Here is a 24209-nt window from a genome sequence, read left to right as displayed (position 1 = left end):
ACTTGTCCTCGCATCACTACTCATCGTAGGTCAGTGGGAGCGACGGCTCCGGCGGAGTCAACGAGAAGTCATCGGGATGTCAGCGGTGCTTGTTAGAACATCTGAGGCTGGCTCATCGTGCGTCGAGGGGGCGCACGATGGGCCCGGTCTCGGCGGATTGCCTAAGGGGCCGATCTAGGTAGGTCTTACCGACGCGGGAGCCCGGGCGGTGGCGGCAAGGTCGGCTTCGACACCGAACGAAGCCGAAACCGAGGAGCACCTCATGCGCACCCTGCTCGCCATCCCGCTGGTCGCCGCCGCCATCTTCGGCGCCACCCCGGCCCAAGCGGCCACCCCGGCCCCTGCTCCAGGCTCCGCTTCGCTGACCTGCCGCGGCCAGGGCGTCGACCCGGACGCCAAGATCCGCTACCGCGCCGAAACGCTGGTCAAGGCGCCTTTGAGCACCATCTGGCGGCTCCAGACCGACGTGGCGCGGTGGCCGTCCTGGCAGGAGCCGGTCACGAGTGCGAAGCGGCTCGACCACGGGCCGCTGCGGCCGCGCTCGCGGTTCCGGTGGACCACCCCGGTGCCGCCGACCCCGGTCAGCCCGGCCACCACCCTGGTCATCACCTCGACGGTGGAGCAGCTCCAGCCCGGCAAGTGCCTCCGCTGGACCGGCCCCGCCATCGGCGACGGCCTGCGCATCGACCGTGGCGTCCACGTCTGGAACTTCGTCGAGGTGCCGGGCGGCGTGCTCGTGCGGACCGAGGAGACCCACGCGGGCAAGCAGATCGAGACCGAGGTGGGCCTGGCCAACGAGTTCCTCAAGATGGGCCTCGACGCTTGGCTCGGCGCCCTCAAGACCACGGCCGAAGCCGACCCCTGCTAATGGCTCGTGAGTGTTGCGGCCGGTTAGAACCGGCCGCAACACTCACGACCCCCAGTGTCCGCGGCCACGCCGTGAAACGGGGATCCCCGAGTGCTTACGAGGGGTCGCCCTTGCCGTGGTAGTGGGAGCGGCCGAGTTCGCGGACGCCGACGTAGTAGACGCCCGCCATCCTGACGCACTCGTAGCGGAGCGGGTTGAACTTGCCGAACTTCGAGGTGCACGCCTTCTTGAGGTCGGTGAAGAGGCGCTTGTCGCAGTTGAGCCTGCTGGTGGTGCTGCTGCGGCTGTAGCACCGGTCGTGCGTGTCGCACGCCGGCTTGAAGTTCGCGCCGAAGAAGGAGTCCGGGACGTTGGTGCAGCCGTCCGTCATGATGCGGACCGTGGGCGCCGCGGTCTCGACGGGGGCCGCCGAAGCCATTTCGGCGCCGAAGCCCATCAGCATGAACGCGCCTGCCAGTACCCCTGCGACCTTTGCTTTCGTCATAAGGCCCCAGTATCAGGACTCGCCGCCCAGATCGCGCCCAGAGAGCCGTTCCGCCGCCGCCTCGAGGTTGACCGCGCCGGCTCCGTAAGTCCGGATACTGGCCTTGACCTGCGGAGTCACGTCGTCGGGCAGGCCGACGGCCACCACGATCGTGTCAGGCCGGGCCGCCAGCGCCGCGGCGACCCAGTCCGCCTGCCAAGGGGTCCGGTAAGCGTCCCTGACCACCAGCACCACCGGACCGCTCGACGGCAGGGCCACCGGGTCGCCTTCGCCGACGAGCAGCGTCGACGAGGCCGCGCCCAGAGCCGTCAACCGGTCGGCGAGGCTCCAGTGCGCCTCACCCAGCGCGTTCCCACCCGCACGCAGTTCGACCACGGTGGCGGGAGCGGTCAGCTCGACCGGCCCGTCGACGCGCAGAGCCCGCCGGGCGGCTTCGAGCCCGAGTGCGCGCGGAGCGGCCAGTGTGCGCAAAGTGGACACTCGCGCCGCCGCGGTTTCCAGCGTCTCCAGCGAAAGGGTGCCTGCCCGGACGGCTTCGGTGACCGAGGCGCGGATGGTGGCCGTGAGGTCCGGGCCGTCAGGGCCGAGCAGCAGCAGGTCCGAGCCCGCCTGGAACGCCCGGACGGCCACCGCGCCGATGTCCGGGTTGCCCTGACCGGCCTCGATGGCGATCGCGCTGGACAGCAGCACGCCGTTGTAGCCCAGCTCCTCGCGGACCAGGTCGTGCAGCAGACGGCGGCTCAGCGTCGCCGGGTTGTCGGGGTCCAGCGCCGGGTAGACGACGTGGGCGGTCATCATCGCGTGGACGCCCGCCTTGATCGCCGACACGAACGGCGCCAGCTCACGCGCCCGGAACGTCTCGGCCGAAACGTCCACAATGGGCAGTGCATGATGCGGGTCGGTCACCGTGGCGCCGTGGCCGGGGAAGTGCTTGGCGCAGACGGACACGCCACCGTCCTGCATGGACTCGATGAACGCGGCGCCGTGCGCGGCGACCAGGTCCGGCCGCGCGCCGAAGGACCGGACGCCGATGATCGGGTTGTCGGGGTCGCTGTTGACGTCGATCGACGGGGCCAGGTTGAGGTTGACCCCGCACGCCTTCAGCTCCGCCGCGATGGCCGCGGCGACTTCGGCGGTCAGCGCCAGGTCGTCGATCTCGCCGAGCGCCAGGTTGCCCGGGTAGGCGCTGCCGGACTCGTAGTCGAGGCGGGTGACGTCACCGCCTTCCTCGTCCAGCGCGATCAGCGCGTCGGGCGCGGTACGCCGCAGCGCGCGGGTGTGCCGGACGACCGCTTGCCTGCCACCGTCCAGATTGGACGGGAACAGGGTGACGCCCGCGAGCCCGTGCTCGAGCGCCGAGTGCACCCACGACGGCGGTTCGGCGCCGGTGTAGCCGCCCAGCAGGCAAGCGTTGACGAGCCGGTCGAGTTCAGTCACCGACAACGGAGTTCTCCTTCGCGTAGAGCTGTTCGAGTACGACGGCGACGCCGTCTTCGCTGTTGCCGCCGATCACGTGATCCACCAGCGCCAGCACGTCGGGATGCGCGTTCGCGACGCCGTACGACGTGCCAGCCCACGACAGCATCTGCAGGTCGTTGGGCATGTCGCCGAACGCGATCACGTCCTGCGCCGCCACTCCGCTGCGCTCCGCCAGCCGGGCCAAAGCGGCCGCCTTGTTCACGCCGATCGCGATCGCCTCCACCAGGCGCGAGCCGTTGGAGTGATACGCGGCGACGAGCCCGTCCAGCGCGGGCTTGGCCAGCGCGAGGAGTTCGTCGGCCGACAGCGACGGGTGACGGCCGAGCAGCTTCGGCGCGGGCAGGCTGAGCAGCGTCGCGTCATCGGCGCGTTCGAGCTTCGCGCCGCGGTCCCAGTCCCACGGCTCGTAGAGCGAGTCCGCGACCAGCCGGTCGGCGTGCTCCACCGCGATGCCGATGCCGGGGATCGCCGCGCGCAGCCGGGCGACGGCCTCGGCCAGGTCCGGCGTCGTGATGGCGTATTCCTCGACGACCTTCCTGGCGCGCATGTCGTACAGGTAGGCGCCGTTGGAACAGATCGCGAGGCCCCGGCCGCCGAACTTCTCGGCGATCTCGTCCACCAGCCGGGGTGGCCGCCCCGTGGCGACCACGAACTCGGCGCCCGACGCTTCGACCAGCGCGAACGCCGCCACCGTCCGCTCGGAGATCGTGCCGTCCGGGCGCACCACCGTGCCGTCGAGGTCCGTCGCCACCAGCAAGGGCGTCATGGAATCAGTCCTTCGGTCGAGAACAATCCGGACCACGCGGCCCGGCTGGTCAGCCGCGGCAGCGCCGCGCGGTACTGCTCGCGGACGGCTGGGCCGTCACGGAGGAACCGGGTGAGCACCCGCGCGCCCTGAGCTGCCAGGCGAACCAGGTGCGAGCGGTCATATGTCCGGACCCGGACGCCGCGTTGGGACGCGTCGGTCACGACAGCCGTGCGCAGGGCGCCGACCCGCCACCAGTCGGCTTCCGTGACCGGCACCGACCCCACCGCCAGCCGGTGCACGCCGAGCAACGGCCCGAGCGCCAGCCGGTCGAAGACGCTCGGTTCGCTGATCACGATGTCGTTCGACGCGAGCCCCGGCGCGGCCGTCGGCGGATGCGCGACCGTTTCCGGATACCGGGCGCGCAGCTCACGGACCCGCGTCAGCGCGGACGCGCCGCCATCGTCCAGAATGGACGGTCCATCCAGGAAATCGGAGACTGCCTGGATCAATGTCGCGGCGGCGCCGTACTGCATCCCGAGCAAGTACGGGATCAGCTCGGCGAGCAGCGTTCCGGCGATCTTCAGCACCGGGAAGTCCCCGTGCAGCGCCGAAATGATCGTGTAGTTGCGCAGGATGAAGTACCGGTTCAGCTCGTCGGCGTCCTTCCACGGGAAGTCCGTGTGCCACAGGCCCGCGCCCGGCAGCGTCACCGTCGGGAACCCGTGCTCCCGCGCCCGATACGAGTACTCGGCGTCGTCACCCTGGAAGAACAGGGGGAGCGGAAAACCTATCTCCTTGACCACCTCGTACGGGATCAGGCAGGCCCACCAGCCGTTGTACCCGGCATCGACGCGGAACTCCTGCCGGTATGGCCTGCCGGTCGCCGGATCCGTGGCCAGCAGGTCGACCGCGTGCAGGCTGCGGCGGATCGGCATGCCCGGCCGGATGCCGTCCAGGTCCGTGTACTCGGCCGCCGCGTGCAACCGGGTGGGATGCAACAGGTTCAGCATCTGCCCGCCGAGGATCAGCGGCTCCACAGTGGACGCCGAGAACGCGGTCATCCGGACGATCAGATCGGGCTCCAGCACGATGTCGTCGTCCATGAACAGCACGTTCACGTTCTCGTCCGCGACCTCATGCAGGCCACGCGTGAACCCGCCCGCGCCACCGAGGTTCGGCTGCCGCAGGTACCGCAGCTTCCCCGGCAGCACACCGTCGGCCCGCACGTGATCGGTCCCCTGATCGACCACGTACACCGAATGCAGTGACGCCGACGCCAGGCTGTCCATCGCGATGGCGGTCAGCGTGGCGAGGCAGTCGGCTGGGCGGTTCATCGTGCAGATGGTCACCGACGTCGGCCGTGACCGTTCCGCCTCCGGGACCGTCCAGCGCACGTCGCGGACGGAAAGCCGTTGTCCTGGCTCGGTTTCCCATTCCAGCCACAACGCGCCGCCGTCGACGAACCGGTCGAGCGGAGCCGTCAGCGAGACGGCCTCGTCGTCGACGACTCGCGCCGCCACGACTCGTGGCTCGCCTTCGAAATCCGAGGCCAGCAACGAGACCACGCCGGAACCACTGACCTCCAGCGAGACTTCGACGGCTTCGACCGCGGTCCAGCGCTGCCAGTAGCTCGCCGGAAACCGCCCGAAGTACGTGTTGCCGGAGACCTTCGACGCGGGCTCGACCGTGAGCGTGGACCGCTCACGGCTCGCGCCGCCCGAGATGACCTGCGCGTAGAGATCCTTGCTGATCACCGGATCCGGCCCGGCGAACAGGCCGCGTTGCGCGATCACCGGCGCACCTCGGCGGTCAGCGCGGTCAGCTCGGCCGCGGTCCGGGACAGCGGGAACCGGGCCGCGTTGTGCAGACCGGCCGCACGCAGGTCCGTCAGCGCGCCGTTGTCCTTGGCGAGCAGCCGGACGGTCTCCGCGAGCGTGGCCCGCGCGACCCGGAGCGCCGAGTCGCCCAGCACCTCGGTCAGTCCCGGCACCGGCTGATACGCCACCGGCAGCCCGCACGCCTGCGCCTCGACCGCGACCAGCCCGAACGCCTCCAACGTCGTCGACGGCACCACGAGCAGGTCATGCCGCGCGAACGCCGCCCACAACGCCGGCCGGTCGAGCCAGCCGAGGTACTCGACCTCAGTGGTGTCCACAGTGAGCGCGGCGAACTCGTGCTCGGGCGCCGCGACGCACAGGGTCACGCCGGGCAGCCCGGTCAGGTCCGCGATCAGCTCAGCCGCACCCTTCTCCGCGGTCAGCCGTCCCGCGTAGAGCACGCGGAACCCTTCCCGCGCCTCAGGCCGTGGCGGCGGCGAGTGCAGCAGCCGGTCCGGGATTCCCCAAGGCACGTGGACGATTCGCCGAGGTTCGACCGGCGTGACCGCACGCAGTAGATCAGCCATCGCCGAAGTCGGCACGACGACCGCGTCGGCCGCCGCGCCCGCCTCACGCAGCACATCGCGTTGCGTCGGATGATCGGCCGCGAACAGCAGATCGGTGCCGTGCACCAGCGCGACCCGCGGATGGTCTGGAAACGCACGGAGCAAGGCGGGCGTGGCGCCGAAACTCAAGTGCTGCCAGTGCACCGCGCCGAAGTCGGCCGGATCGAACCGCGACCGTATCGCCGAAGCCAGAGCGTCTACATAGGACCAAAAGCCTGGCCCGTCGAGTTGCTTCCCCGGGACATCCAGCAGCTCCGGCTCGGCCGTGCCCGAGCCGAGCATGAAGACACCGGCGTTGATCGGCGCCTCCGGTCCGAGATACAGATCCTTGAGCAGCTCGACGCTCCCGCCGGGGCTGCCCAGCGGGAGGTCGATTCCCGTCAGTGTCTTCACGAGAGTTCCTCGTACAGCCGCGAAATGTCGATACCGGCCGTGCTCGTGTACTTCACGCCGACGTTCTGATAACTCGCCAGCGATCCGTGCGCGACCAGGAAGATGATCTTGCCGAAGGTCATCAGCGGATAGACCCGGACCGGCCTGGCGACCCGGATCTCCAGCGTCCAGTTGATCGCGTGCCCGACATGCCCGAGCGGCGCCGACACGTGCACCCAGATCCCGAGCCCGCCGATCGTGTGATCACCGTTGATCATCTGCGCGTATCGCTCGGAGTGCGTCCGCTCATGCGTGACGCCCAGATACAGCCGCCCCGGTTCGAGCACCAGGCCCTCCGGCGGGATCACCAGCTCCGTGAACGGCGTCGACCTGGCCGCGTCCAGCTCCGAGTCGAACACGCGCATCTTCTCGCCGAGCCGCCAGTCGTAGGCGTTGGGGGACAACCGATCCGGCTCGAACGGATCGATCACGATGTCCCCGCTCTCCAGCGCCTTCTCGATCGCCTTGCGGGTGAGGATCACGAGGCGACCGCCACCCGGTCACGCCAGTAGCGCGATTCCTGCGGGCCGACCGCGGCCTGGTATTTGCCCGCGTACAGATCGATCTCGCCGGACGACACGAAGAACATGATCTGGCCGATCTTCATCCCGGGGTAGACGCGCAGCGGCTGCACGGGGGAGAGCATGAGCGTCCACTGGCCGTGGAAGCCGATGTCCCCGATCGGCGCGGTGATCTCGACGAACAGTCCGAGCCTGCCGACCGAGGACCGGCCGAACAGCAGCGGGACGTAGATGTCCGAGCCGATGCGCTCCTCGGTGTGCCCGAGATACAGCTGATCGGGCTGGAGCACGTACCCGTCTTCGGGCAGCTGGATCGTCTTGGTCGGGTTCGGGTGATACGCGTCGACGATCTTGTCCCGATAGGACAGCAGCGTGCCGCCGAGCCTGACGTTGTAGCTGTTCGGGTTGACCTGGTCGGGGCTGAACGGCGAGATCGCGATCCGTCCGTCGGTCACCGACTCGGTGATCTCCGGCCCGGTCAGTATCATTTGACGCCGCCCTTGGCCGTCACGAAGTCGTACTTCACCTTGTCTTCGATCTCGAGGTCGCGTAGCAGCCTTCGGACGGTCGCGAAGTCGTTCATCATGATCTCGCCGTCCTCCTGCGCGCGGCAGTCCGCGATGATCTCGTCGACGTGCTCGATCCCCGCGAACCGCAGTACCTGCGGCCAGAGTTCGTAGTCCTCCGCGCCGAACGCGGTGATCGCGTCGGGCAGGTACTGGATGAAGAACTCCTGCTGCTCCGGCTCCAGCTTCGGGTAGATCTCCTTCATCAGCTCGGCCAGCACGGGACCGTGCGCCGCTTCGTCGCGGGCGTGCAGCCTGGCGATGAGCGCGTGCATCGGCTGGATGGACTTGTCGCCTGCCAGCAGGTCGAGGAAGGCGTTGATGCTGACCTCGCCGACGACCGTCCACATCAGATAGAGCAGGTCCTTCTGCCACTGCTCGTCCATGCTGCCCGCCAGCGCGTAGAGCCTGCGGTTGGTCACGGGCTCCACAAAGGAATCCTCAAGGGTGATCTCGCGTGCCTCGCGGGTGCGCTGCATTGCCATCATGTGCATGTAGGTGTGCCACACCTCGTCGATGTGGGACTGCTGCACGACTTCCTTGACCTCGTACCGGTCGACGCCGGGGAACACGCCGTGCGCGAGCTTCTCGAACGTCGGGTTCGCCACGTGCTCCTCGGCGGCGATGACACGCTCGTTGTAAGCGATCCACGCCAGCGTGTTCACGAGCAACCGCTGCTCTTCCGACGCTTCGAGGAAGCGCGGGTGCCGGGAGAACGGCATCAGGTGCAGTGGGTAGTCCAGCAGGCCGGGGTCGTACTCGCCGGGGTTGACGACCCCGGCCATGTCCGTGCGGATGGTCGCGCGCTTGGGCCAGGCCGCCGCCAGCCTGCGCAGCATGCTCGGGCCGACGTGGGTCTCGGCAAGCTCGATGGGATGCATCGCTATCTCGTTTCTGTCGCGAGGGTGGCCAGGTCTTCGACGCGGACGAACTCGAGTCCGCGGGCAAGCAGTCCTTCGATCACGGCGGGCAGCGCGGCGACGGTCTGGGACCGGTCGCCGCCGCCGTCGTGCATCAGCACGATCGAGCCGGGCCGTGCCTGACTCAGCACGGTGTGCGCGATCACGTCCGGTCCGGGCATCGCCCAGTCCTCGGTGTCGACGTCCCACAGCGCGATCCGCGTGCCGAGGTTCGCCAGCGAGCGGAGCACCGCGGGCGTCCGCGATCCATAGGGCGGGCGGAAGAAGGCAGGCGCGGTGCCCGCCGCCGCCTCGATCACGTCGCCGGTGCGGGTGAGCTGATCGGCCAGCTCGGTCGTGGACAGGTCGGGCAGGTACGGATGGGACCACGTGTGGTTGCCGAGGCCGTGGCCCTGCTCCACCATGCGCTGGACGTCTTCGCCGCGCGCGCCCGCGTTGAGGCCGACACAGAAGAAGGTCGCGCACACCCCGTACGACTCCAGGACGTCGAGAATCCTTCCGGTGTAAGGAGGATGCGGGCCGTCGTCGAAGGTGAGCGCGATCTGCTGGCGGCTTCGGTCGCCGTGCGCCACTGAGCGCCCAGCCGCCGTCATCGCGGCGAGCGCCTCGTCGCTGGACGCCATCGCAGCGCGGTGTTCGTCGAGCCTGCCGGTCAGCGAGCCCGACTCGATCACCAGGCGCACGACGGAAGCGGGATCACGCCACGCCGCTCGCGCCAGCTCGGCCGCCGGTACCGAGCCGAAATCCGGGCGGCGCGGCAGGATCGCCGGGTCGGCGCGGTACATGTCCAGCCCGGCGGCCATGAAACCGCCGTCCAGCATGCCGTTGGTGCTGTCGACGACCGTGGTCACCGGCCCGCCGAGGCCTTTCAGATAGGACGCGATCTCCTTGCTGCGGTCGGCGGCGAACCGCACGGCGGGCCGGTCACCGCGCCCGTTCCCGTCCACGACCGCGACCTCGAAACCCGCCGCGGTCCAGCCGATTCCGGCATACAGCATCGATTTACCCCCAGTGTGCGTTCGAACGGGCTAGACGGTGGCGAGTTCCTTGGCGGCCGTGCGCCGGACGGCGAGCGGCCCGGCGACGGCGATCACCGCCGCGAGCAGGCCGGGCACCAGCATGGCGACGCCCAGCGACGTGACGTCGGCGAGCGGGCCGATGACCGCGGGGCCGCCCAGCTGTCCCGCGTAGGCCATGGTGGTCACCCAAGAAAGCGCTTTCCCGACGTTCGCGCCACCGGCGCCGACCGCGCTGAAGATCGCCGGGACGACGGTCGCCAGCCCGGCCGCGACGACCACCCAGCCGGCCAGGCCGAAAGCCAGCCGTCCACCGGGGAGCAAAGGCGCGACGAGCACGAGCGCGTAACCCAGCACCGCGACCGAACCCGCGAGCCGCATCCAGTTCGCCGGGTCCACTTTCGACCTAAGCCGATCGGCGGTAAGGCGGGTGACGGTCAGCGCGGCCGCGAACACCGTGTAGGCGAACGAAGCCGTCGCCGGATCCGCGTTGAGCATTTCTTCGGCGTGCAGCGAAGCCCAGCTGTAGCCAGCGCCTTCGCTGACGAACCCGGCCAGCGCGACCACCCCGAGCAGCAGGATGGTGAGGGTGGGCAGGCCGCCGGACGACACGACCGGCTCGCCGTCCTCACGTGGGGCTTTGCCTGTCAGCAAGTGCTTGCCGGGTAAGAGGAACAGCACGGCGGCGACCACACCGGCGCCGATCATCAGCGCGGTGCCGCTCGTGTGGAGGTGCAAGCCGACGGTGATCGTGAGCCCGCCGACGACCCCGCCCAAGCTCCACACGCCGTGGAACGTCGACATGATCGAGCGCCCGTACCGAGTTTCCACCTCGACGGCCTGCGCGTTCATCGCGACGTCGAGCGAGCCGAGCGTGCCGCCGAGCGCGAACGCGGCCACCAGCAGGATCGGGAAGTTCGGCGCCAGCGCGGGCCCGAGCAGCGCGAGCGCCGCGACGGGGGCGATCACGCGCAGCACCGCGCGGCTCGACCAGGCGTCGGCCAGCCGCCCGGCGACCGGCATGCACGCCATCGAACCGAGCGCGGTGAGCAGCAGCACCAGTCCGATCCGGCCCTCGCCGAGGTGCAGCCGGGCGTTGATCGCGGGCAGCGACGCGCTCCAGATGGCGCAGATCAGCCCGCAGAGCCAGAAAACGGCCACCACGGCCATTCTGGCGCGAAGGACGGCAGGCTCAGGACGCGTCACGGCGATGGACTTCCTTCTTTGGTGGAGTGCGGGATGAAGGGGGCGCCATCAGCTGTCCACTATGGACGAATGCCGTGAACTGTCCCCCAGTTCCGGATCCGCGACGATGCGGCGGTAAATAGTAAAGAAACTTTCCTATTTAATTCTGCAACCGGGTTGCCTTGCTGTCAAGAGAGATCTCACGGTTCGGGTGGAGTTCGGTGGCCGTTCACGAGCAGGGCGCGCACGGCCGCCAACTCCGCGTCACTTTTCGGGGCGGCGACCCAGGGTCTGGCCAGGTGATCATCCGCCGATCGCGGCACGAGATGGACATGCAGATGGAAAACATCCTGCCAGCCCGCGGATCGGTTGGCCTGGAACAAAGTTAGGCCATCTGGCCGCAGCACGTCCCGGATCCGCGCGGCCATCAAGTGGACGGTGCGCATCACGGCGGCCGCGTCGCCTGCCGAGATCTCCCAGAGGTCCGCGGCGTGGATCCGGGGCACGACAAGGGTGTGACCCGGCATGACGGCGGTGTGGTCGAGGAACGCGATCGTGTGCTCGTCCTCGAACAGCACCCGCCCGGCGCCCTCGCGGCCCGCCGCGATCTCACAGAACACGCACGGGGTGACAGGTTCATCCATGCCGCCGACTGTAGAGCGAGATGTTATTCTGGGAGGGCATGACAGAGTTTCGTGCGATTCCCGAACTGGCCGGTTTCCGCGCTCGTAAGCCGTTGTTGGTCACCGAGGTCGATGTGGTCGACCCCGCGTCCGGCTCGGTGAGCACCGGTCAAGACATCCTCATGGCCGAAGGTCGCGTGGTGCGAGTAGGCGCCGCGCTGAGAGATCCCGAAGCGGAAGTGCTGCCCGGCGCGGGCCTGGTCGCGCTGCCCGGATTCTGGGACATGCACGTCCACACCTTCGACGAGGCCACCCTTCCGAAGTTCCTCGCCCGCGGCGTCACCGGCATCCGGCACATGGGCGCCGCGCCCGTGCACGCCCAATGGCAGGCCAAGCTGCACGGTGGTGACTGGCAAGCACCCCGGATGGTGTTCGCGAGCCCGATCCTGGACGGACCGAGGCCGACCCGCCCCGGCTCGATCGCGGTGACGACGGCCGAAGACGCCAAGGCTGCCGTGGCCCGCAGCGTCGCGGACGGCGCCGAGTTCCTCAAGGTCTACTCGGGGTTGCCCGCCGAGGCCTACGCCGCCATCGCCGCCTCGGGCGTTCCCTTCGCCGGTCACGTGCCGTTCGAGGTGCCGATCGAGACGGCCGCGTTGTCCGGGCAGCACAGTGTGGAACACCTGGATGGCTTGGCACTGGGCACTTCTTCTCGTGAAGCCGAAATCCGGCGTGGTCTGTCCACTTTGGATCCGAGTGATCCTGCGGCGATGTTCGCCGAGTTCGGCAGGCTCAATCACTTGGCCGCCACCACACACGATCCCGCTCGGCTGGCCGCGTTGTGCCACGTGTTCCTTGAACGCGGCACCTGGCATGTGCCGACGCTGGCGGTGCTGCACGCCAAGTCCACGGTCGGCACCCCGGATTTTCCGCTCACCCCATACCTTCCGGACATCGAACCGGCGCTGCGGCCCGCATGGTCCCGCGTCGGTTCGTGGTCGGCGGGGACGGGCGAGCGGGAGGTGTTCGAGCACAGCCTGCATCTGGTGCGCGAGCTGCACCGGGCCGGTGTCCCGTTGCTCGCGGGCACCGACACGTTCGTGCCCGGCCACAGCCTGCACGACGAGCTGGGCCTGCTCGTCCGCGCCGGGCTGACCCCGCTGGAGGCGCTGCGCACCGCGACCGTCGCGCCCGCGCGGTTTCTCGGCGCGGGCAACAGGTTCGGCGCCATCGCGCCCGGCATGACCGCGGATCTGGTGCTGCTCCAGGCGAACCCGCTCGACGACATCGCCAACACCAGGACCGTCCGCACGGTCATCCTCGGCGGCGCCGTACTCGGCTGAGCGGCGCGGCGGCGGATCCGTCTTCTGGCGGAGTTCCGCCGCCGCGGCTTCCGATACCGTTTTCGGTGCTACCGCCGTCACCGCGCACGGATCCAGAGAGGCTCCTCATGCTGACCACGGCTGCGGCAACACTTCTGGCTGTCTCCTCAGCGGTCGTCCCGGCCACCGGAACGGACGAGGTCCCGGCGAGCGTCGAGGTCGCCTCGGTCAACGGCTCGGGCTGCCCCGCGGGCACCGCGGACACGTCGGCCAGCGGTAACACGTTCAGCGTGTCCTACCGCGCGTTCTTCGCGCAGGCGGGCGGGGGAGCGAACCCGGCCGACTCCCGCAGGAACTGCCAGCTGAGCCTGCGTGTGAGTCTCCCGCCCGGCTACACCTACGGCCTCGCGGCCACCTCGTACACCGGGTTCGCGCACGTGGAAGAGGGCGCGTCCGCCCTGCACCGCGTCAGCTTCTACTTCCAGGGCACCTCGCCGACCGTGGCGGTGGACCACCCGTTCACCGGCCCGCTGACCGGCGAGTGGCGCTCGGACTACCGCCCCGCCGAGATCGTCTACTCCCCGTGCGGAGACGACCGCAACCTCAACATCAACGCGGAGTTACGAGTCCGCACCACGGACCCGTCGAAGCGCAGCTTCCTCGTCGCGGACGCCTCTCGGGGCGCGCTCCGGGCGAAGTACGAGTTCGCCGTCAAGCCCTGCTGAGACCGATCAGGAATCAAGAAGCACAGGTCACCGCCCCGCGCCTAGCGTTACCGGCATGACCTCAATCACCGCGATCACCATCGAGGCGGCCGACGCCCCCGCCGCCGAGCGCTTCTACAACACGGCCTTCGGCCTCGGCTCCCGCCTCCGCGTCCGCCCGTCGCAGGAGCCCACCACTGGCTTCCGCGGCTTCACCCTGTCACTCACCGTGTCCCAGCCCGCCAACGTCAACGCCCTCATCGACGCCGCACTCGCCGCGGGCGCCACCACCCTCAAGCCCGCCACGAAGTCGATGTGGGGCTACGGCGGCACCGTCCAAGCCCCTGACGGCACGATCTGGAAGATCGCCACCTCCGCCAAGAAGGACACCGCCCCGGCGTCCAAGACGTTCGACGACATGGTCCTGCTGCTCGGCGTCGCGGACGTGGCCGCCAGCAAGCGTTTCTACACCGAGCAGGGCTTCACGGTCGGCAAGAGCTTCGGCCGGATGTACGTGGAGTTCGAGAGCGGCTCGAGCCCGGTCAAGCTGGCCCTTTACCGGCACAAGGCGCTGGCGAAGGACGCGGGCGTGGCCCCGGAGGGCGCTGGTTCGCACCGCATCGCGATCGGCGGCGCCGGGCCGTTCACGGACCCGGACGGGTTCGCGTGGGAGGCCGCTTCCCTCGCGGCCGCGTCCTGATGTGCCTCTATCACCTGCCGGGGATGCTCGCCGCTCTCGCCGAGGAGCGCGGCGAGGCCCCGGTGGAGGCCGAGGGCCCGGCTCCGGACTCCGTCGAGGAGAGTCCGGGGCAAGGCGAATTCGAGGCTTGCGTTTGAGCGCGCTCAAAGCCATAGCGTCCTTCTCATGACAACACAGACCTGGATCATCACCGGCGCTTCCCGAGGCTTCGGCCGTGCACTGGCCGAGGCGGCGCTCAAAGGCGGCGACAACGTCGTGGCCGCCGTCCGCCGCCCCGAAAGCGTCGCCGACCTCGAAGCCGCCTACCCGGGCACCTGCCTGGTCAAGGCCTTCGACGTCCGCGACACCGCCGCGGCCGACGGCCTCGTCCAGGCCACCGTCGACCGTTTCGGCCGCCTCGACGTCCTGGTCAACAACGCGGGCCGGGCCATCGTCGGTGCCGCCGAAGAAGTCGGGGACGCGCCGTTGAAAGACCTGATGGACCTGCACCTGTTCGGCCCCGCCGCGCTCGTCCGGGCCGCGCTGCCCGGCATGCGCGAGCGGAAGAGCGGCACGATCGTCCAGATGAGCAGCCAGGGTGGGCGCATGGCGTACCCCGGCGTCTCCGCCTACTGCGCGTCGAAGTTCGCGCTCGAGGGGTGGTCCGAGGCGCTGGCCGGGGAGGTCGCGCCGTTCGGGATCCGGGTGATGCTCGTCGAGCCCAGCCGGTTCCGCACCGACTTCAACGCCTCCGACGTCCTCGAGTTCGCCGAGGCGACCGACACCTACCGCGACATCCTCGCCGCCGTGCGCGGGGACCTGGCCGGGGTCGACGGCAAGCAGGAGGGCGACCCGGTCAAGGCCGCCGAGATCATCGTCGAGCTGGCCCACGGCGACGACGTGCCGCTGCGGCTCGCGCTGGGCCGCGAGGCCGTCGAACGGATCTCGGGCGCCTACCGGCGGGGGCTCGCCGAGGTCGAGCGCTGGGCGGAGACCGCGCGCAGCGCCGACTTCGAGGGCGTCCCGGCGTCGGTCCGGCCGGTCTAGGCTGCTGATCATGGCCACCGACGACTTGATGACCCGCGCACTCGACTCGCTCGGCGACGACGAGGCCTCGGTCGAGGTGATCCACCTCCTCACCGACCTGGCCGACATACCCGCGCCGCTGGCGATCGCCGAGGTCGCCGAGCTGCTCGACCTCACGCCGCACACCCTGCGCTACTACGAGCGGGCCGGGCTGGTCGAGGTGGCGCGCGACGCCAACGGGTACCGGCTCTACGACAAGGAAGCGGTGCGGCGGCTGGTCTTCCTCACGCGGATGCGGCTGTCGGGGATGCCGATGCGGGACCTGCAGCACTACGTGTCGCTGGTGGACGCCGGCGCGGAGACGGTGCCCGAGCGGCTGGACATGCTGATCGAGCACCGGGACACCATCCGGCGGCGGATTCGTGAGCTGACGCTGTCGCTCACCGCGACCGAGTACAAGATCGCGACCTACGGCGGCACGACCGGCCCCGACGTCCAGTGACCCGCTGTTCGGCGGGTGCCGCAGGGCCAGTCGAACGTTGTGAACGGGGCGTTCACAACGCTGAGCGACGCATACGCCCCGCTCATTACGTCCACCCTCCCCGCTGACGGTGGCCCGGCCTTCGCGAAACCCGAGTTTGGGCCAGTGGATGGCCCAGACTCGGGTTTCGCGTGCTCACGCGTCGATTGACAACGCAAGCCACGCCGTCGGTTCAGGCGGCCGCGAACTCTCGCTGGTGACCCGGGTGTCGTGAGTGTTTAGGCCGGTTAGAACCGGTCGTACCACTCACGACCCCCGGGTGTTGGGCGGGTCAGCCGGCCAGGGCGGCGCGGCGGCTGTGGGACTTGGCTAGCTCGAGTGCGGTGTGGGCCGCCGCGGCCAGGGTGATGTGGCGGTACCAGCCTCGCCAGCTGCGGACCTCGTAATGCCCGAGTCCGATGTCCTCTTTGGCCAGTCGGCAGTACGCGCCTGCCGACTCCATCAGGAAGACGATCGGGGCCACGTCGGCCAGGCTGGTGTGACGGCGGGTGTGGGCCAGGAAGTACGAGCGGGGCTTGGCGTAGTGGCCCGCGGTCGCCGTGACGAGGAACGCGGTGTCGAACTTGGTGGCTTCGGCGGGTTCGGCCGCGAAGCGGTGGAGTGCGTCGCGGTGGTACGTGTAGACCTCGTGGCCAGGCGGGGAGGCCTTCAGGCGCAAGGTCGTGTGCGGGGTGGTGAACGGGGTGCCGAACGAACCCGTGTGCAGCTCGCCGGCGGTGCTGGTGATGATGTGCTGGAGCTGCTTCTGCCGGAGCAGGTGGTGCAGCTGGGCTTTTTCGGTGCACACCAACGAGATCGCGACCCACTCCGGGCGGATGTTGACCTTGAGGGCGCGGTTGATCATGGTGGCGGCGATGGTGGACTTGCTGCGATACGTGACGTGGGCGGGGATGCGGGCGCGGCGGCGGCGGGACGCGTCGTCGGCCCAGCTCTTCGGGAGGTAGAGCTCGCGGTCGATGAGGAAGGCGAGACCGTCCATGGTGACGTAGAACAGGACGAGCCCGATCTGGCAGTTCTCGGCCTTCTTGGTGTCGTTGCTGTACTGGCGTTCGACGGCGACGGCGCTGCGGCCCTTCTTCGGGAACGCGACCTCGGTGACGTAAAAGCTGCCGCCGGTGTGGCCGCCGTGCTGGACGGCGATCGTGCGCAGCTCGTCGCGGACGACAGATTCGTCCCACTGCGCCGAGGTCAGCAGCCGCTGGGCGCCGTCGGCGCGGCGTTCGCCTTCGTAGTGGCCGACGTTGTCGCCGCCACGCAGGCCTGCCGAATAGGCGCTCGGCAGGTCCAGCAGATAAGTCCAGGCCCGGCGGCGGGGTTCCGCGCGGGTGAAGTTCGGTGCTATTCGGTCATATACCACTTTCAACCATTGTTCGTACTGAGTCTTGTTGACGTTCCCCATTGGTAAAGCCCCCCATAAAGTTCATTCAGCCGAAAAGAAGAAACAATCAGTGAGTGTTTCTTGCTTGTGCCCCTCGACTCCGCTATGCCCCCCGGCGGCAAGAATCCCTCTACAGCTGGTACTGCCGTCTCATTTGATGAGACGTTCCAAACCGGACCAGACCAGTCCGTGGTTCAGTTCTACAACAGTCTTGACCGGAATATGACGGTTTTCCCACCACCAGGTCGCCAAAGCGTTACCCGCCCCGGTCACCTGCGCGGAGATCGCCCTCGTCGCGACCTCGATGTCGAGTGACTCCGGCAGGTCGAGCGGCGGCAAGCGGGTGATCATCGCGGCCATCGCCTCGTCCGCGAGCCTGCGGACCTGCCGGTTGATCTCGATCGCCTCGGGTGCTCGTGGCTGATCCAGGAACAGGATCCGCCAGCTGAGCTCGTTCTCCTTGATCCAGGTGAAGAACGTGGTGGTGGCCTGCACGAAGAACTCCTCGGCGCTGCCTGCCTCCTTCGTCTCGCTCCAGCTCGCGATCAGGTTGCTCGCGTGGTGCTGCACGACCTCCAGGTAGATGTCCGTCTTCGAGGAGAAATGGTCGTAGAGCACCGGGGTGGTGACGTTCGCGGCTTTGGCGATGTCGCGCATGGACGCCTTGTCGTAGCCCTGCGCGGCGATGACCTGCGTGCTGGCGGCGAGGATCACTGCACGCCGCTCGCTCGACGAGAGCCGCTCCCGTGGTGGACGCACTGGTTTGCCTGACATTTGTCAGGTAGCCTACGAGTGCTACCTGACAGCTGTCAAGCTAACGCGTGTAAGGGGGACGGATGGCAGTCGGTGAAGCCACCACGGTGGTGGCCAGGCCCGCGGCGGAGATCCTCGACTTCATCATGGATGTCGAGGCCTATCGCGCGGTCGACCCGCGGCTGAAGACGATCAAGTGGGTGAAGCGGGAGCCGGGCATCACGACGTTCCGGTTCCGGCCCAAGCTGATGGGACTGCCCGGCCCGATGACCACGCAGCGGGTGGCGCTGACGCCGGGGGAGCGGGTGAACATCACCCCGGTGCCGAGCGCGATGGACCGGGTCGCCGGGTTCGCGGGGCTGCTCGAATGCACCGCCGATGGCTCCGGAACACGGGTGCGCAGGCGGCTGGAATTCACGTTCGCCAAGCCGTTTTCGTGGCTGATGGACCCGCTGCTGAACCGGTGGCTGGCCAAGGACGTGCCCGCGGAGCTCGCCAGGCTCAAGGCCCATCTGGAGTCCTGAGCTCACCCGCCGACCGGGGTCCTCGCCAGCGCGGTGCCGAGCCCGAAGGCGAACCCGAGCAGGCCCAGCTCCGCCGTCGCCCAGCGCGCGACGGCGGAGCCGACGCCCGCCGAAATCGCGGGGAGCAGCCGGAACCGGATGTGCGCGCCGAGGCACGCGGCCGCGCCCAGACACGCCGCCTTCGCCAGGCACAGCTGCCCGTACTGCGTGGTGACCAGACCGGCGAGCCCGAAGCGGCTGTTCAGCAGCTGGATCAGGGCGAGCACCACACCGGTCACCGCGCTGGCGGCGAGCGCGCCGGTGGCGATCATCGAGAACTTGGGCAGCGTGGTCTCGATCGACTTCCGGTCGGCCGAGAGTCCCAAAAGGACGGCGAACAGGCCGCCGAGCCAGCCCGCCGCGGCGACCACGTGCACCAGCAGCATCGGCGTGGTGACACCGTGCGCGGCCGACGCTTCGGAATGCCCGGTCACCGGCAACGGCACGAGCGTGGCGAACGCCAGTATCAGCCGGAGTTCGGCGGGAACCGCGCCGGGCTTGCGGACGCCGAGCACCGTGCAGGCGAGCAGCAGCACCAGGCAGGCCAGCACCCCGAGCAGCGCCTGCCCGGTGGTCACGGTGGTCGCGAACGTGGCCACCGCCGACAGGTCGAGCGTCCGCCCCGGCCGCAATTCGGCCGTGTGCAAGCACAACGCGACGAGCGCCGCCACGAACCACAGCGCGCTGCTCAGCACCGCGCAGCGACGCCAGCGGTCAGGGCCGCCGAGCAGCGGCGTGAGCAGGAACGCGATCGTCGCCACCCCGGCCAGGTTCAGCGTGGCCTTCGCGACCGGCAGCCCGAAGCGGACGCCGTCGCCCGGCGAGAGCAGGCCGGGAATCGGGGTGACCGTGACGAAAGCCGTCCCGAGCAGTACCGCGGCGAGCGCCCCGCCGGCCGCGACGGCTGCGGGCGCGAGAACGCCCGGAGACCGCTCAGTCGTTGACCGGAGCACGGCCCACCGTCGCGGCGATGGCGCAGTCCAGTATCACCACGGTGCTCATCTGCGCGATCAGGAACTTCTGCTCAGTGGGCTTCTTGCGGCTGGCCGTCGCGACGATCGCGGCGTAGTCGACGATGTCGGCGACCGTGCCCGCGACCATCCACGCCCGCTCACCGCGCCGCCGCAGCAGCGCACGCCACAGGCCCGCGCCCAGCGCCAGGTCACGCAGCACGTAGTGCACGGCCACCGCCTTGGCGGCCTTGCCCTTCGCCGGGACACCGAACAGCCCGGTCATCGTCCGGTCGGGCAGCGCCGCGAACGCGAGGCTCACCGCGATCCGCACGCCGACCACGATGAAGGCGGCCGGTCGGCTCAGTGCAGGCATTTCTCTCCCAGGCGTGGCTCAAGGACGGTGGATCTCGACGGCGGCGCACGACCACGAGAAGCCGGCGCCGGTGCCGATCAGCAGGCAGGTCTGGCCGGGCACGGCCTGACCGGAGGTGACGAGGTGGTGCAGCCCGGCGATCTGGTCGCCCGCGCCGAGATGGCCGACCTGGCGCGCCCACGGCCACGTGGTGCGCCCGGGATCGACGCCGAGCTTGCGGAACAGCCCGAGGTCGAGCCGCCGCCTGCCGAACGCGGGCAGCACGAACCAGTCGATCTCGCTCAGCTTGATCCCGGCCTCGCTCAACGCCTGGTCGATGACCTCGTCCTGGCCGCGGTCGACCCGGTCGATCGCGAACTGCATGCCGACCGTGTCGACGAACTGGTCCTTGCGCAGCTCCAGGCTGATCGGCTGCGGTGAGACCGAGGCCGCGGTCTCGAACGGGTCGGTGCCGCGGTGCATCTGCTCCAGCGACGAGTCCGAAACCATGGCCAGCGAAAGGATCTTGGCGAACCCGGGCCGGTTGGACACCACGGCCGCCGTGCCACCGTCGGCGTAGACCGTGCCGGGGTCGGTGTTCCAGCGGTCGAAGCCCGGCTCGCAGAACTTGTCGCCGGTGGTGACCAGCGCGAGCGTCTCGTCGGACCGGCCGTCCACAAAGGACTTGGCGAGATGCAGCGCGGCCATGCCCCCGTTGGACATCTGCCGCACGTCGATGGCCGCGCAGCGGTTGCCGACGGCCACCCGCTGCACGTACGACGCCGCCGGCCACATCTCGCGGCCCTGGTAGTACATGTTCGCGTGCAGGAGCAGCTCGATCCGCCCGGGATCGATGCCGGTCAACGCCTCCGCCGCCGCGGTGGCGGCCATCTCGGGCGCGGACTCCTCGCCCGCCACGCGGACGGCCTCGATCTCACACCGGCGGAAGCTCTTGCGGTTGAAGATCCCGCGCGCCACCGCGTCTTCCGCGCTGACCGGCGGGGGCAGGCACGTCGCGGTCGAGACCAGCCAGGTGTCAGTGGTTGACGGCATCGCGCACCTTCGGCGCCTGGTCGGGCTCGCCGGCTGCCGGGCCTTCCGAGAGCTGGAACCGGTTGTGGACCTTGCGCAGGAAGCCGGGCGCCCACCAGTTCGCCTTGCCCATCAGGCTCATCAGCGACGGCACGAGTATCGAGCGGATGAGGGTCGCGTCCAGCAGGATCGCCAGCACGATGCCCAGCCCGGCCATCTGGATGATCGACACCTTCGACGCGATCAGGCCCGCGAACACCACGGCCAGCAGCAGCGCAGCGGAGGTGAACACTGCGCCGGTCTTCTTGATCCCCTCGACGACCGCGGTGTTGTTGTCGCCGGACTTGAGGTACTCCTCGCGGATCCGCGCGACCAGGAACAGCTCGTAGTCCATCGACAGCCCGAACGCGGCGCAGAACATCAGCACCGGCATGGCGTTGTCGAGATACCCGGACGAGGTGAACCCGAGCAGCCCGGCCAGGTTGCCGTCCTGGAAGCCCCACACCATCACGCCGAAGGTGGCGGTCAGGCTGAGCAGGTTCAGCACCAGCGCCTTGATCGGCACGACCACGCTGCCGGTGAGCAGGAAGACCAGTATCAGCGTGAACAGGATGATCAGCCCGATGGCGATCGGCAGCCGCTGCCCGATGACGTCCTTGTTGTCGACCAGCCGCGCCGACTCGCCGCCGACCATGGCGTGCTGGGCGCCGCCCAGCTCTCGGATCTTCGTGATCGCGTCGGCCGCCTCGGTCGAGTAGACCTCGATGTCGGGCCGGAGCAGCACGGACAGGAACGAGCTGTGCTCGGTCGACATGACCGCGGCCACGCCCGGCATCGGCTGGACCAGCTTGCCCTTTTCGTAGATGCCCTCGCCGCCGCGGACCAGGCCGATCTCGGGCAGCCCGGAGATCTTCACCGAGAGCTCGTTGAGCGCCTGCTGATCGGCCGGCGCCTTGCCGAGTTCCGGCAGGTAGACGTTCACGGGGAACGCGGTGTTGCCGGGAAAGTTGCCGCGGATCTCCTGCCCGACCGCGCGCACGGACGCGTCCTGCGGCAGCACCCGGTCGTCGGACTTGCCGATGCTGACGTGGAAGAACGGGATCGCCAGCAGCGCCAAGCCGATCACCCCGGCCAGCGCGACCGGAGCCTTGTGCCGGATCGTCCACTGCGACAGCCGTTCCCAGCTGCGCTCGCTCGGGTTGATGCTCGGCAGCCGGTGCAGTGAGCCCTTTTCGACCTTGTGGCCCAGCAGTTTCAGCATCGCGGGCAGCACCAGCAGCGCGCCGAGCATCGCGACGAAGACCACCGGCACGGCGGCGAAGCCGAAGGAGCGCAGGAACGGCAGCGGGAACAGCAGGAGCGTGCCGAGCGAGAGCGCGACCGTCATGCCGCTGAACAGCACGGTCCGCCCGGCGGTCTTCATGGTCCGCTTGACCGCGTCGTCCACGGTCCGGCCGAGTGCGAGCTCTTCGCGGTACCTGGTGACGATCAGCAGCGCGTAGTCGATGCCGAGGCCCAGCGCCAGCGCGCTGGTGAGGTTGAGCGAGAAGATCGAGACCTCGGTGAACGTGGTCAGCAGGCGGAGCACGGCGAGCGTCACGCACGCCGACAGCGCGCCCATCGCGATGGGCAGCAGCGCGGCCATCACGCTGCGGAACACGAACAGCAGCAGGAGCATGCTGATCGGGACCGCGATGGCCTCGGCGAGCAGCAGGTCGGCCATGATCTGGTCCTGGATGGCGCGGAACACCTCGGCGTTGCCGCCGATGCGCACGCCGACCGCGCCCTGGTGGGCGTCGTAGCGCTCGTGCATCGAGCGCAGCCACTCGCTCTTGTCGTTCTGGCTGCCGTCGAGCTGGACGATCACGATCGCCGAGGCGCCGTCGTTGCTGCGCAGCCCGCCGAGCTGCTTGGCCTCCCAGTAGGAGACGACCGACTTGACCATCGGCTCGCGCTTGAGGTCGCCCGCGATCGAAGAACCGTCGGCCGCGGCCTCCGGGCCGTCGACCGTGCCGGTCTTCGCCGTCAGCAGGAACACCGCGTCGGACTCGCCGACCTTGAATTCCTTTTCGAGCTTCTCGGTGGTCCGCGCGGATTCGGTGTCACTGGCGTCGAAACCGCCGCCGGAAAGGTGGGGAACGACTCCGATTCCGACGCCGAGCGTCACGAACAAGATGGCGATCGCGGCGTACAGAACGTTTTTCGATTTCCGCTTCGTGAATTCTTTCACCTGAAGACGACCACCCTATGAGAAAGGCCCACCCAACCGAATCCGAGCATAGGGTCGGCGCGTCGGACGCGGCAATCGCGCGGCGGCAAGCCACGGCCAACTACGCACATAGCAAAGAGTCGTGAGTGGTATGGCCGGTTAGAACCGGCCATACCACTCACGACCCCTTGATCAGTGGAAGAGCCTGCCGAGGCGGGTCTTGAGGTTGAACGCGCCGCGCATGAACCGTTCGGCGGGACTGCCGGTGGGCGGCAGCAGGTTCAGCTGGCGCGCGAGGTCCATGCTGTCCATGTAGGCGTCCATCCGCAGGATCAGCCCGCCGGTGACGGTGAACACCTCCGCCATCCGCGCCGACCAGTGCGCGCCGTTGGCGATCAGGCCGTCGAACTTCCCGCCGGTGAACGTGCCGGACAGCTGGACCTGCGCGCAGACGTGGCCCTCTCCGTCGGAGAAGATGCTCACGACCTCGGTGCGCGCGTCGGGGAACGCGGCGTAGAAGCCTTTGAGGTGCTCGCAAAGCCGGTCCGGGGCCATCTCGCCGACCAGCGGCAGGAATTCCGTGCCGTCAGGGTGCCAGCAAGCCATCACGCCGTCGAGATCCTGCTTGTTGTAGGCGTCGTAAAGCCGCTGGACGACCGCCACCGCTGGATCGGTCACGGTCGTCATCGCAAGGCTCCTTCGGCGGTCTCGGGAACCTTGGCCTCTTCGGAAGCGACCTTGAGCTGGCGGACACCGGCCAGCAGCAGCCACAGGAAACCGAGTGAGGAGAACAGCAGGAACATCAGCGTGGTGACCAGGAACGACGAGCCGAGCAGATACGTGAGCGAACCGGTGATCAGGCCGCCGATGCCCGCGGTCAGCCCGAGCAGGCCGAGCCACCGCGGGTAGAAGGTGCTGCGCAGCATCGCGATCGAGTACAGCGGCATCGCCACGCCGAAGAACAACGCGTACCAAAGACCCAGCAAAGCCAGCAGCAGCAACAAGATCAGGTACGCCACCGGATACGCGGCGGTCTTCTCCGCGCCCTGGGCGGCGACGTAGAAGTCCGCGATGTGCTTGGTGGAGAAGCCGTCGATGCCCATCAGCACGAGCATCACCGCCGCCGAGACCACCGCGGTCCCGTTCGCGTAACGGACGATGTCGGGCCGGTCGATGCCGCGCAGTGTCTTGCCGATCGCGAGCATGGCGAACAGGTCGAGCACCACCGCGACGGAGATGCCGTAGTGCAGCGGGATCCACATCCCGCCCGCCTCGTGCACCTCGACCATGAACGGGTCGGTGCCGATGTCCTGGTGCGGATGCAGCGCGTTGACCACGACCGAGAGGATCGTGCCCGCGATCGCGAGCCAGCCGCCCAGCCGCAGCACACGCGGGTCGTTGAGCCTTGTCAT

The 24209-nt window shown here is 69.0% G+C and carries 26 protein-coding genes; 7 read left to right on the top strand and 19 right to left on the bottom strand.

Features of this window, described 5'->3' with window-relative positions:
* Positions 1-262: 262 nt before the first annotated feature.
* A complete protein-coding gene (locus tag BLV57_RS32800) occupies positions 263-868 on the top strand; it encodes an SRPBCC family protein (protein WP_091295663.1) in 606 nt (201 codons plus the stop codon).
* A 94-nt stretch (positions 869-962) separates the two neighbouring features.
* Here BLV57_RS32800 and BLV57_RS32795 read toward each other — a convergent pair whose 3' ends face one another.
* The 11 genes from BLV57_RS32795 to BLV57_RS32745 all read right to left on the bottom strand — a co-directional run bounded on the left by BLV57_RS32795 (position 963) and on the right by BLV57_RS32745 (position 11306).
* Positions 963-1352, bottom strand: a complete 390-nt coding sequence (locus BLV57_RS32795; RefSeq protein WP_091295660.1) for a phospholipase A2 — start codon at positions 1350-1352, stop codon at positions 963-965.
* 12 nt (positions 1353-1364) lie between these two features.
* Positions 1365-2789 (bottom strand): glycoside hydrolase family 3 protein, encoded by a 1425-nt coding sequence (locus BLV57_RS32790; protein WP_091295658.1) that lies wholly within the window; start codon positions 2787-2789, stop codon positions 1365-1367.
* Positions 2782-3597 carry an HAD family hydrolase gene (locus tag BLV57_RS32785; protein WP_091295655.1) on the bottom strand — a complete coding sequence of 272 codons (816 nt, stop codon included), beginning with the start codon at positions 3595-3597 and terminating at the stop codon, positions 2782-2784. Before BLV57_RS32785 ends, BLV57_RS32790 begins: the two co-directional genes overlap by 8 nt.
* Positions 3594-5372, bottom strand: a complete 1779-nt coding sequence (locus tag BLV57_RS32780; protein WP_091295653.1) for a glycosyltransferase — start codon at positions 5370-5372, stop codon at positions 3594-3596. Before BLV57_RS32780 ends, BLV57_RS32785 begins: the two co-directional genes overlap by 4 nt.
* The gene (locus BLV57_RS32775; RefSeq protein WP_091295649.1) at positions 5369-6415 is read right to left on the bottom strand and encodes a glycosyltransferase family 4 protein; all 1047 of its coding nucleotides are present in this window, start codon (positions 6413-6415) and stop codon (positions 5369-5371) included. The genes BLV57_RS32780 and BLV57_RS32775 overlap by 4 nt, the downstream gene beginning before the upstream one ends.
* Positions 6412-6936, bottom strand: a complete 525-nt coding sequence (locus BLV57_RS32770) for a dCTP deaminase (protein WP_091295647.1) — start codon at positions 6934-6936, stop codon at positions 6412-6414. Before BLV57_RS32770 ends, BLV57_RS32775 begins: the two co-directional genes overlap by 4 nt.
* Positions 6933-7463: a dCTP deaminase gene (dcd, locus tag BLV57_RS32765; RefSeq protein WP_091295644.1), complete on the bottom strand. Its 531-nt coding sequence runs from the start codon at positions 7461-7463 to the stop codon at positions 6933-6935. Before dcd ends, BLV57_RS32770 begins: the two co-directional genes overlap by 4 nt.
* The gene (locus BLV57_RS32760; protein ID WP_091295643.1) at positions 7460-8422 is read right to left on the bottom strand and encodes a diiron oxygenase; all 963 of its coding nucleotides are present in this window, start codon (positions 8420-8422) and stop codon (positions 7460-7462) included. Before BLV57_RS32760 ends, dcd begins: the two co-directional genes overlap by 4 nt.
* Positions 8423-8424: 2 nt before the next feature.
* On the bottom strand, positions 8425-9459 hold the full coding sequence (locus tag BLV57_RS32755) for a polysaccharide deacetylase family protein (RefSeq protein WP_091295640.1): 1035 nt from the start codon (positions 9457-9459) through the stop codon (positions 8425-8427).
* A 30-nt stretch (positions 9460-9489) separates the two neighbouring features.
* Positions 9490-10638, bottom strand: coding sequence for an MFS transporter (locus BLV57_RS32750; RefSeq protein WP_176968910.1), 1149 nt, complete (start codon positions 10636-10638; stop codon positions 9490-9492).
* 224 nt (positions 10639-10862) lie between these two features.
* On the bottom strand, positions 10863-11306 hold the full coding sequence (locus BLV57_RS32745) for an HIT family protein (protein ID WP_091295636.1): 444 nt from the start codon (positions 11304-11306) through the stop codon (positions 10863-10865).
* 38 nt (positions 11307-11344) lie between these two features.
* On the opposite strand from BLV57_RS32745, the gene BLV57_RS32740 reads away from it, so the two are divergent.
* From BLV57_RS32740 to BLV57_RS32720, 5 genes are all read left to right on the top strand, one after another.
* A complete protein-coding gene (locus BLV57_RS32740; RefSeq protein ID WP_176968909.1) occupies positions 11345-12628 on the top strand; it encodes an amidohydrolase family protein in 1284 nt (427 codons plus the stop codon).
* 107 nt (positions 12629-12735) lie between these two features.
* Complete coding sequence (locus tag BLV57_RS32735; RefSeq protein WP_091295632.1) at positions 12736-13332, top strand: DUF4360 domain-containing protein; 597 nt, start codon at positions 12736-12738, stop codon at positions 13330-13332.
* Between the two features lie 55 nt (positions 13333-13387).
* Entirely contained in the window at positions 13388-14011 is a 624-nt protein-coding gene (locus tag BLV57_RS32730; protein WP_091295629.1) for a VOC family protein, read from the top strand.
* Between the two features lie 165 nt (positions 14012-14176).
* A complete protein-coding gene (locus BLV57_RS32725) occupies positions 14177-15037 on the top strand; it encodes an SDR family NAD(P)-dependent oxidoreductase (RefSeq protein ID WP_091295626.1) in 861 nt (286 codons plus the stop codon).
* A 10-nt stretch (positions 15038-15047) separates the two neighbouring features.
* Positions 15048-15518 (top strand): MerR family transcriptional regulator, encoded by a 471-nt coding sequence (locus tag BLV57_RS32720; RefSeq protein WP_091295623.1) that lies wholly within the window; start codon positions 15048-15050, stop codon positions 15516-15518.
* A 310-nt stretch (positions 15519-15828) separates the two neighbouring features.
* Here BLV57_RS32720 and BLV57_RS32715 read toward each other — a convergent pair whose 3' ends face one another.
* On the bottom strand, positions 15829-16914 hold the full coding sequence (locus tag BLV57_RS32715; protein WP_176968908.1) for an IS701 family transposase: 1086 nt from the start codon (positions 16912-16914) through the stop codon (positions 15829-15831).
* Positions 16915-17085: 171 nt separating this feature from the next.
* Entirely contained in the window at positions 17086-17709 is a 624-nt protein-coding gene (locus BLV57_RS32710) for a TetR/AcrR family transcriptional regulator (protein ID WP_091295620.1), read from the bottom strand.
* A gap of 62 nt (positions 17710-17771) precedes the next feature.
* On the opposite strand from BLV57_RS32710, the gene BLV57_RS32705 reads away from it, so the two are divergent.
* Complete coding sequence (locus BLV57_RS32705; protein ID WP_091295618.1) at positions 17772-18212, top strand: SRPBCC family protein; 441 nt, start codon at positions 17772-17774, stop codon at positions 18210-18212.
* 2 nt (positions 18213-18214) lie between these two features.
* On the opposite strand, the gene BLV57_RS32700 is transcribed toward BLV57_RS32705, so the two are convergent.
* The 6 genes from BLV57_RS32700 to BLV57_RS32675 all read right to left on the bottom strand — a co-directional run bounded on the left by BLV57_RS32700 (position 18215) and on the right by BLV57_RS32675 (position 24209).
* Complete coding sequence (locus BLV57_RS32700) at positions 18215-19204, bottom strand: copper resistance D family protein (protein WP_091295617.1); 990 nt, start codon at positions 19202-19204, stop codon at positions 18215-18217.
* Positions 19185-19577, bottom strand: a complete 393-nt coding sequence (locus BLV57_RS32695) for a hypothetical protein (RefSeq protein ID WP_091295614.1) — start codon at positions 19575-19577, stop codon at positions 19185-19187. The genes BLV57_RS32700 and BLV57_RS32695 overlap by 20 nt, the downstream gene beginning before the upstream one ends.
* A gap of 18 nt (positions 19578-19595) precedes the next feature.
* Entirely contained in the window at positions 19596-20609 is a 1014-nt protein-coding gene (locus tag BLV57_RS32690; RefSeq protein ID WP_091295613.1) for a ketoacyl-ACP synthase III family protein, read from the bottom strand.
* A complete protein-coding gene (locus BLV57_RS32685; RefSeq protein WP_091295610.1) occupies positions 20593-22818 on the bottom strand; it encodes an MMPL family transporter in 2226 nt (741 codons plus the stop codon). Before BLV57_RS32685 ends, BLV57_RS32690 begins: the two co-directional genes overlap by 17 nt.
* Before the next feature lie 171 nt (positions 22819-22989).
* Positions 22990-23484 carry a nuclear transport factor 2 family protein gene (locus BLV57_RS32680; protein WP_091295609.1) on the bottom strand — a complete coding sequence of 165 codons (495 nt, stop codon included), beginning with the start codon at positions 23482-23484 and terminating at the stop codon, positions 22990-22992.
* The gene (locus BLV57_RS32675) at positions 23481-24209 is read right to left on the bottom strand and encodes a DUF4386 family protein (protein ID WP_091295606.1); all 729 of its coding nucleotides are present in this window, start codon (positions 24207-24209) and stop codon (positions 23481-23483) included. Before BLV57_RS32675 ends, BLV57_RS32680 begins: the two co-directional genes overlap by 4 nt.

Origin of the sequence: Amycolatopsis xylanica, from assembly GCF_900107045.1 — a bacterium.
Taxonomy (GTDB): Bacteria; Actinomycetota; Actinomycetes; order Mycobacteriales; family Pseudonocardiaceae; genus Amycolatopsis; species Amycolatopsis xylanica.
Note: the sequence above shows the minus strand (reverse complement) of the source record. Positions and strands in the feature narration are given on the sequence as shown.